The organism is Okeania sp. SIO3I5 (assembly GCF_010672085.1).
Classification (GTDB): domain Bacteria; phylum Cyanobacteriota; class Cyanobacteriia; order Cyanobacteriales; family Microcoleaceae; genus Trichodesmium.
In genome coordinates this window covers 1-6,843 of sequence record NZ_JAAHHT010000359.1, presented here as the reverse complement: position 1 = coordinate 6,843, position 6,843 = coordinate 1, and the positions used below count along the sequence as shown (strand labels likewise).

The 6,843-nt window shown below is 37.0% G+C and carries 6 protein-coding genes and 1 pseudogene; 3 read left to right on the top strand and 4 right to left on the bottom strand.

All coding sequences use genetic code 11. From position 1 onward, the window contains the following. Positions 1-390 precede the first annotated feature (390 nt). Both F6K40_RS37680 and F6K40_RS37675 read left to right on the top strand, forming a co-directional pair. Positions 391-822: pseudogene (locus F6K40_RS37680) on the top strand (zinc ribbon domain-containing protein); the annotation flags it as partial. A 104-nt stretch (positions 823-926) separates the two neighbouring features. Then, on the top strand, positions 927-1,097 hold the full coding sequence (locus tag F6K40_RS37675) for a hypothetical protein (protein ID WP_293144583.1): 171 nt from the start codon (positions 927-929) through the stop codon (positions 1,095-1,097). Here the strand turns inward: F6K40_RS37675 and F6K40_RS37670 are convergent. From F6K40_RS37670 to F6K40_RS37660, 3 genes are all read right to left on the bottom strand, one after another. Continuing rightward, positions 1,089-1,268: a hypothetical protein gene (locus tag F6K40_RS37670; RefSeq protein ID WP_293144580.1), complete on the bottom strand. Its 180-nt coding sequence runs from the start codon at positions 1,266-1,268 to the stop codon at positions 1,089-1,091. The genes F6K40_RS37675 and F6K40_RS37670 overlap by 9 nt on opposite strands. Before the next feature lie 50 nt (positions 1,269-1,318). After that, the gene (locus F6K40_RS37665; RefSeq protein ID WP_293144577.1) at positions 1,319-2,020 is read right to left on the bottom strand and encodes a GerMN domain-containing protein; all 702 of its coding nucleotides are present in this window, start codon (positions 2,018-2,020) and stop codon (positions 1,319-1,321) included. A 1,471-nt stretch (positions 2,021-3,491) separates the two neighbouring features. Further along, positions 3,492-5,297, bottom strand: a complete 1,806-nt coding sequence (locus F6K40_RS37660) for a proline--tRNA ligase (protein WP_293144574.1) — start codon at positions 5,295-5,297, stop codon at positions 3,492-3,494. A gap of 266 nt (positions 5,298-5,563) precedes the next feature. Here F6K40_RS37660 and F6K40_RS37655 point away from each other — a divergent pair, with 266 nt between their 5' ends. Next, positions 5,564-6,001 carry an NUDIX domain-containing protein gene (locus F6K40_RS37655; RefSeq protein ID WP_293144570.1) on the top strand — a complete coding sequence of 146 codons (438 nt, stop codon included), beginning with the start codon at positions 5,564-5,566 and terminating at the stop codon, positions 5,999-6,001. 265 nt (positions 6,002-6,266) lie between these two features. Here F6K40_RS37655 and F6K40_RS41215 read toward each other — a convergent pair whose 3' ends face one another. Continuing rightward, positions 6,267-6,578, bottom strand: a complete 312-nt coding sequence (locus F6K40_RS41215) for a YcxB family protein (protein ID WP_365674169.1) — start codon at positions 6,576-6,578, stop codon at positions 6,267-6,269. Positions 6,579-6,843: the final 265 nt, after the last annotated feature.

The following is a 6,843-nucleotide window of genomic DNA, read 5'->3' as shown; positions in this document are numbered from 1 at the left end:
TTCCAAACATCAGAGTTAATTCCGAGTATTAATGTTGAATACCAGCAAAAGCAAAAAGATGGGACATATAAAGTTTGTGTGAGAGAACAATCTTGGAATGCAGAAACTCAATTAGTTTATGACAAAAAACGCTGGTTTGCTATATTTCCAGTAGAGTTTAAATCAGAAAAATATAGCAGTCAATCCATCATTGCATTAGACCCTGGTGTGCGCAGTTTTTTAACAGGATTTGATGGAGAAAAGTTTATCGATCTAGGCAATCGGGATATTACGAGAATCTTTCGATTGGGACAGCATATTGACAAGCTTATCTCTACTAAGACCACATTAAAAGGTCGTTTAAATAAACACAAAAGGCAGCGATTAAACAAGAAAATTAACAGCTTGTTTACTAGGATAAGAAACCTCATAGATGAAGTCCATAAAAAAGTAGCAAAATGGTTAACTACTGAGTATCGCGTTATATTTATCCCTACTTTTGAGTCATCCCAAATGGTTGCCAAATCAGGAAAAAAGAAACGTATTCTTAACTCTGCGTCAGTTCGCCAAATGCTAAGTTGGGCACACTATCGTTTTAAACAAACTCTTAAGTTTCACGCATTAAAACGAGGGGCAACCGTAATAGATGTAACTGAGGAATATACTTCCAAAACTTGTACAAAGTGCGGCCATATTCATCAAAACGAATGAGGCTCAAAGCATTTTAAATGTCCGCACTGTGGTCACTCAATGCCGAGAGATTGGAATGGCGCTTTGGGGATATTCCTCAAAGCATTGCGAGATACCGCCAGTGTCGATGGTTCTGCCGTCACACTGCTATGAACAGTTTTTCCTGGTTTTGCCGGGAATTGCCGGGCTTGATGTATCTGTAGAGAGTAAGAAGTAAGGAGTAAGGAGTAACGAGTAATGAGTAACGAGTTAGGGAAGTGTGGGAAGTGTGGGAAGACTGGGATTGTAGGAGAAATAATTTTTCCTTGATTTTTCTGCCTCGCTCTGCCCCAAAGTCCTCACTTTATCCAGCTCTTTTCAGCGAAAAACTGAGACTTTTTCACGACTTAAAATGGCTAAAACCTTTATCTGTAAATGCTCTAATATAGTCGGGAATTTTCTCTGACTTTTTCAATTTCTGCTAGTCCTGCTGAGGAATGGCGAAGATACATAAGTTTTGTAATTTCTTCCCACAATTCCCACACTTCCCAAACTTCCCAAACTTCCCACACCTCCCACACCTCCCACACCTCCCACACCTCCCACACTCTCTCTACCATTCCTCAGAACCACCACCCAATTTCTGCCCTACTCCCTACTTCCTACTCCCTTAATTTAATTGAAAATCTTGTTGAAAATTCTGCCGAGTAATAGGTTGAGATACTTCTAATCCTTCACCCCCTAGCATTTCCAAAGGTTTGCCCCCCACAAAAATCCAAACTTTTACATCTGGTTCTAAACTAGAGGCGGTATAGATAATTTGTCCTAAACGACTCATCATTGAAGCACTACCACCTCCAGAAGTAAACTCTTCAGATAAGTCGATGTAGACCCCATTATTTTCCACAGTTAAAGCTTGAATTTTGGTTCCTTCAGGTATGGCACTTACGATATCTGTATTTTCTGGGCCAGATAATAAAAGGTCAAAAGCAGCAGTCAAAATAGCTTCTGGTTCATCTGTTGCTTTAATTTTTACCCCAGAGGAAACTAAACCAATTTCTCCAGAAGTATCCTTAACCCAGTAGAGTTCCACAGTCTTTTCTGTAACTGCTTTAGACTCTGGTTGGACAGACAAAGGAGACTGTTGGGAACCTGGAGAATCAATTGTATCAGGAGGTGGAACAGGTAGAGTTTGATTAGGTGAGGTTTGAGTGGAGGGGTTTGTGGGAGTCTGGGAATTATTAGAAGTTTTTGTGGTGGTAGATTGTAAATTTGTCCACAAGGCAATGCCACCACCTACCGCCACTGCCAATGCACAAGCACTGGCCACAATACCAACAGATAAATTACGAGTTTGATTTTGTTCTTTCATTTTGACCATCTTTGAGAATTAGGCACAATGGCAGTGAGGAGCTGAATTATAACTTTCTCTTAGGTTAACAATCTTACTTCATATTCTGCCGAAATCAGCAGTTACTCTAAGAAGGTGATTTTCATTTGTCATGCTCCACAAATACGAATTACTCCTACAAAAGTCATAAGTTAAATTATTATAGTTACTAAATCTATAGAAAAATATTCCTAGACAAGTGTTTTAATTAAGTGTTACCTTAACGGGGTGAACTACAACACCACGCCAGTTGCTTTAAGTCGGGAGACCCGCCCAACGCACTGGCTCCTCTATCCCATTGCTAAAAGCGTTTGGGACTACTTTTCTTATCGGTATTTAAACGAACATTGACATGACTCATTGTATTTGACACCAGATTATTTTTTTTAATAATAGTACGTTCTACTAACTGTATTATCTCTCCTGTAAACATTTAACGAGCTGTTCTGCAATCCTTTCTGAGTCTAAGATATTTTTAGTTGTTTTCCTATGTTTTTCTATTGTTTTTCTATAAAATTAATAAAACTTTACAATACCAATTTCATAATAACCGAAATCCAGTAGGGGCTTGCTGGCCATTTGCCCCTAATGTGGTCTACCGTGCAGGAAAACCGCTGTATGCTGAAGGAAAGAAAAGGTACTTACTGGAGAAAGTTTTTTTGGTTGTGTAAGCGGAACGGAGTTTTATTGTTGATTATCTGAACATGATATTACTTTATTCTTTTGATCGAATTAGGAAAAAATTTAACTGATAACTGATAACTGATTAAAAGGCGGTTTTTTTAGACCAAATTATTTTGATAAATTTCTATCATCAGGATAAATAAAATCTTCAGCAGGATGACTAAGAGGATCGAGTTCAGGTAACTTTAGCAAAATACCAACTAAGAACCAATAATAAACTCCTATTTCTAAACTAATTAGGGTTTGCTGAAAAAGTCTTATGGATGAGGGTAGGATTCAGGAGTCAGGAGTCAGGAGTCAGGAGTCAGGAGGAAGAATTATCACTTGATTTTTCGGCCTTTGTCAACCCTTTCATCCTAACTTTATGCAGCTCTTTAGAATAAAAATCTTGTACTTTTTCAAGACTTAAAAAGACTAAAACTTTTATATATCAATGCTTTTAGATTTAATCAACAAGCCCTAATTAGATTTTTATATTTTACTAACTCCCAACATTTGCCAGTTAAAAATATTAAGTTAGTAACCACAACTAGGAAAATCAGAACTCCAAAAATTCCAATTTCATATAAGCAACAGTATCACTAAAAGACAGATAAATTAAAAATATCCAGAGTGCTGTGCGAGGATATTTATAGGCAAATAATACACAGAAAAAAAATTACTGCACTGAAAAATTCTATCTGAAAACTACTGCTGAAACTTATTAATATAAAAACAGCAATAGTTAACAACAAAAATACGAAATTAAAATTTTTCCAGGGTGAAAAAATCATTTTAAGGCTTTCTCAATTAAGTCTTTTAAGGTTGATAATACCTCCGTTACAAGAATTTCCTGAGATTGATGAGTCGCTCTTTCTACCAATTCAACTTTGCCAGATTTTAACGATCGCCCTGTAACTATTCGATAGGGAATTCCAATTAAATCTGCATCTTTGAATTTAACACCCGCCCGTTCATCTCGGTCATCTAAAATAGTCTCTATTCCAACTTCATTTAATTCTTTATAGAGACTTTCTCCTACTTCTATTTGTTGAGCATCTTTAATATTAGGAATACAAATAACCACATGATAGGGAGCGATCGCCACAGGCCAAATTATTCCATCCTTGTCATAAGACTGTTCGACTGCTGCTTGGGCCAAACGAGACACGCCCACGCCATAACATCCCATCACTAATGGCACTTCCTCACCCTGTTCATTTGTATAGGTTGCCCCCATAGCTTTAGAATATTTTGTCCCTAACTGAAATATATGACCTACCTCAATACCTCTAGCAGTTTCCAGAATTTGACTAGAGTCATGTACGGCGCGATCGCCTTTTTCAGCCTTTCGGACATCTACCACTAACTTTGGCAAAGTAAATTCCTGACCCCAATTTGCCCCCACAACGTGATAACCTGATTCATTACCACCAGTTACAAAATTAGTCAAGTCTACGGTTGTGCGATCGACCATTCGTAGGAACTTTGGACTAACCTCCTTACTAGAAGCGATATAATCATCAGATAAATCTGGAGCAATATAACCCAAAGGCAAAGACTTAGCTGCCCATTTCTTTTGAGCATCCACATCCGGTACAGTTAAAGCCAAAACAGTTTTGGCATCATAATTTCCAGCCAACTTAGTCAACTCATTCAAAAGTTTCACATCATTAACATCTTGGTCTCCCCGAATATTCACCAATACCAAAACAGTCATCCCATTGTCATAAACTGCCTGGTACAAAACATTTTTGACTATATTAGTTGCAGAACAGTCGAGAAACTGACAAAGCTTTTCAATAGTTTCTGTACCAGGAGTTTCCAATTTCTTATAAGTATCAAAAGGTGAAACTTCCCCGTCTACAGGCAACGAGATAGCCTTTTCCACATTTGCAGCATACTTACCATCTTCGGTATAGAGAATTTCATCCTCACCAGCATCGGCCAAAACCATAAATTCTTGAGAACCAGAACCACCAATGGCCCCAGAGTCAGCATCAACGGCCCGAAATTGTAATCCACTGCGACGTAACATATTTCGATAAGCCTGATCCATATCCTGATAAGTCTTCTTGAGGCTTTCCTCATCAGCATGAAATGAATAGCCATCCTTCATAATAAATTCCCGACCCCGCATTAAGCCAAAGCGAGGCCGAATTTCATCCCGAAATTTAGTTTGGAGTTGATAGAGATGTAGAGGTAATTTTCGATAAGAACGAATCATATCTTTAGCAACAGTAGTTATTACCTCTTCGTGAGTTGGGCCTAATCCTAATTCTCGATTTTGTCGGTCAATCAGAGAAAACATGATACCCTCAGCTTGGGTGTAGGTATCCCAGCGGCCAGACTCTCGCCACAAGTCGGCGGGTTGGAGTTGGGGGAGCAGACATTCTTGGGCACCAGTAGCATTCATTTCTTCGCGGACAATTGTGGAGACTTTATTTAGGACTCGTAACATTAAAGGGAGATATGCGTAGATACCACTACCAATGCGACGAATATATCCAGCACGGATCAGGAGTTTGTGGCTAGGAATTTCTGCTTCAGCAGGATCGTCTCGGAGAGTGACTAATAACATTTGAGATAGTCGCATGGTTGCTCCTTATGGATTAAAATTTAGAATTGAGAATTTAGAATTATTTGATTAACCAATTCTAAATTCTTAAAATGATTAACAATCGTTCAACCTGATTTGTTAACAGCATCTCTCATTATTGAGAATTTAGAATTATTTGATTAACCAATCCTAAATTCTACATTCTTAAGATTAACCAATTCTACATTCTAAATTCTTAATTCTACATTCTTAATTAAGCAATTCTAAATTCTACATTCTACATTCTAAATTCTTAAGAGATTATGGAAAAATCAGCAATTAAGCCACAATTTCCACTTGTAACAGTTGGTGCTTTAGTTAAAGGGCCTTCCGATCGGATATTAATTGTTGAGACGACAAAATGGAAGGGTACATGGGGAGTACCTGGGGGAAAGGTTGACTGGGGAGAAAGTTTAGAGACTGCTGTAGCGCGGGAGTTTATGGAGGAGGTGGGGTTGAAGTTAAATGATATCCGCTTTGCTATGTTCCATGAGGCGATACTCGATCCACAGTTTTATAAGGAAGCTCATTTTATTATGGTTAATTATTGGGCAACATCTGATGGAGAAGATGTTGTGCCTAATGAGGAAATTGTGCGATGGGAGTGGGTGACTCCTGAAGTTGCTTTTGATTATCCTTTGAATAGTTATACTCGGATACTGGTTGAAAAGTATCTGGAAAATTTGAAGGTTAATGTTTAGCTGAAGATGAAATAAAAAAGACAAAAAATAGATTTTCTAGATAGAAGGATGATCAAATTGAAGTCGGGAAAGCTTTATAGATAAACTTGGTAAAATTATACCAATCAGGAATAATTTGTGAGAAAGAACTGTAGGGGTTTGGTCTCCAAGTCCCTTATATGCTTTGCTTTGGAGACCAAACCCCTACGATAAAATCTTACAACCTATTTAGGATTGCTATACAAGCATAATATTACTTTTTTGCCAAAATTTTTGACTGGATAGTTTAATAACCTTGAGGAAATTTAGCTATGAGATGACATATTTTTTCGTATTGCTCTTCGCTAGAACAATATTTTTTAGGAACGATTATAAAGCTGTATGGAGTTGTAAAGATCAACAGCATTTTAGGTGTTGTAATATGTTTATAGAACCATCTAAGTTTAACTTCATAGTAAGCACAAAGAGACACAATTTCATCTTGCTTAAAAATTAAAGTAATTTGATTCTTAAAAATTTTTTGGTCTTTCTCAAATGAATTTTTACATAAAAAAGGTATCCAAGTCCATTCATAAAATACATATGTTATTGACAACATCAAAAGCAAGATTTCATAAAAATTAGGATTACGATTGAGTGTAATGAACAAAACTAATACAGAACATATAGCAAAAAATCGTAGAATTTGTGAAATAAATCGACGGCGATAATAAATGCGATGCGCATCTATATAATCTTGTATGCGATAATTGATAGTTAGTTGTATTTCTTCTTCAAAAATTTTTTATTGGTATTCAAATAGAGATTATTTAATATCTAAAATAAAGACTATAGCAGATAGTTGATCATAATAGACTTCTGGC

Bases quoted from the DNA above. Each gene is read 5' to 3' on its own strand.
- F6K40_RS37670 (WP_293144580.1), bottom strand. From the start codon at position 1,268: ATGGTAGAGAGAGTGTGGGAGGTGTGGGAGGTGTGGGAGGTGTGGGAG.
- F6K40_RS37665 (WP_293144577.1), bottom strand. From the start codon at position 2,020: ATGAAAGAACAAAATCAAACTCGTAATTTATCTGTTGGTATTGTGGCC.
- F6K40_RS37660 (WP_293144574.1), bottom strand. From the start codon at position 5,297: ATGCGACTATCTCAAATGTTATTAGTCACTCTCCGAGACGATCCTGCT.
- F6K40_RS37655 (WP_293144570.1), top strand. From the start codon at position 5,564: ATGGAAAAATCAGCAATTAAGCCACAATTTCCACTTGTAACAGTTGGT.
- F6K40_RS41215 (WP_365674169.1), bottom strand. From the start codon at position 6,578: ATGTTGTCAATAACATATGTATTTTATGAATGGACTTGGATACCTTTT.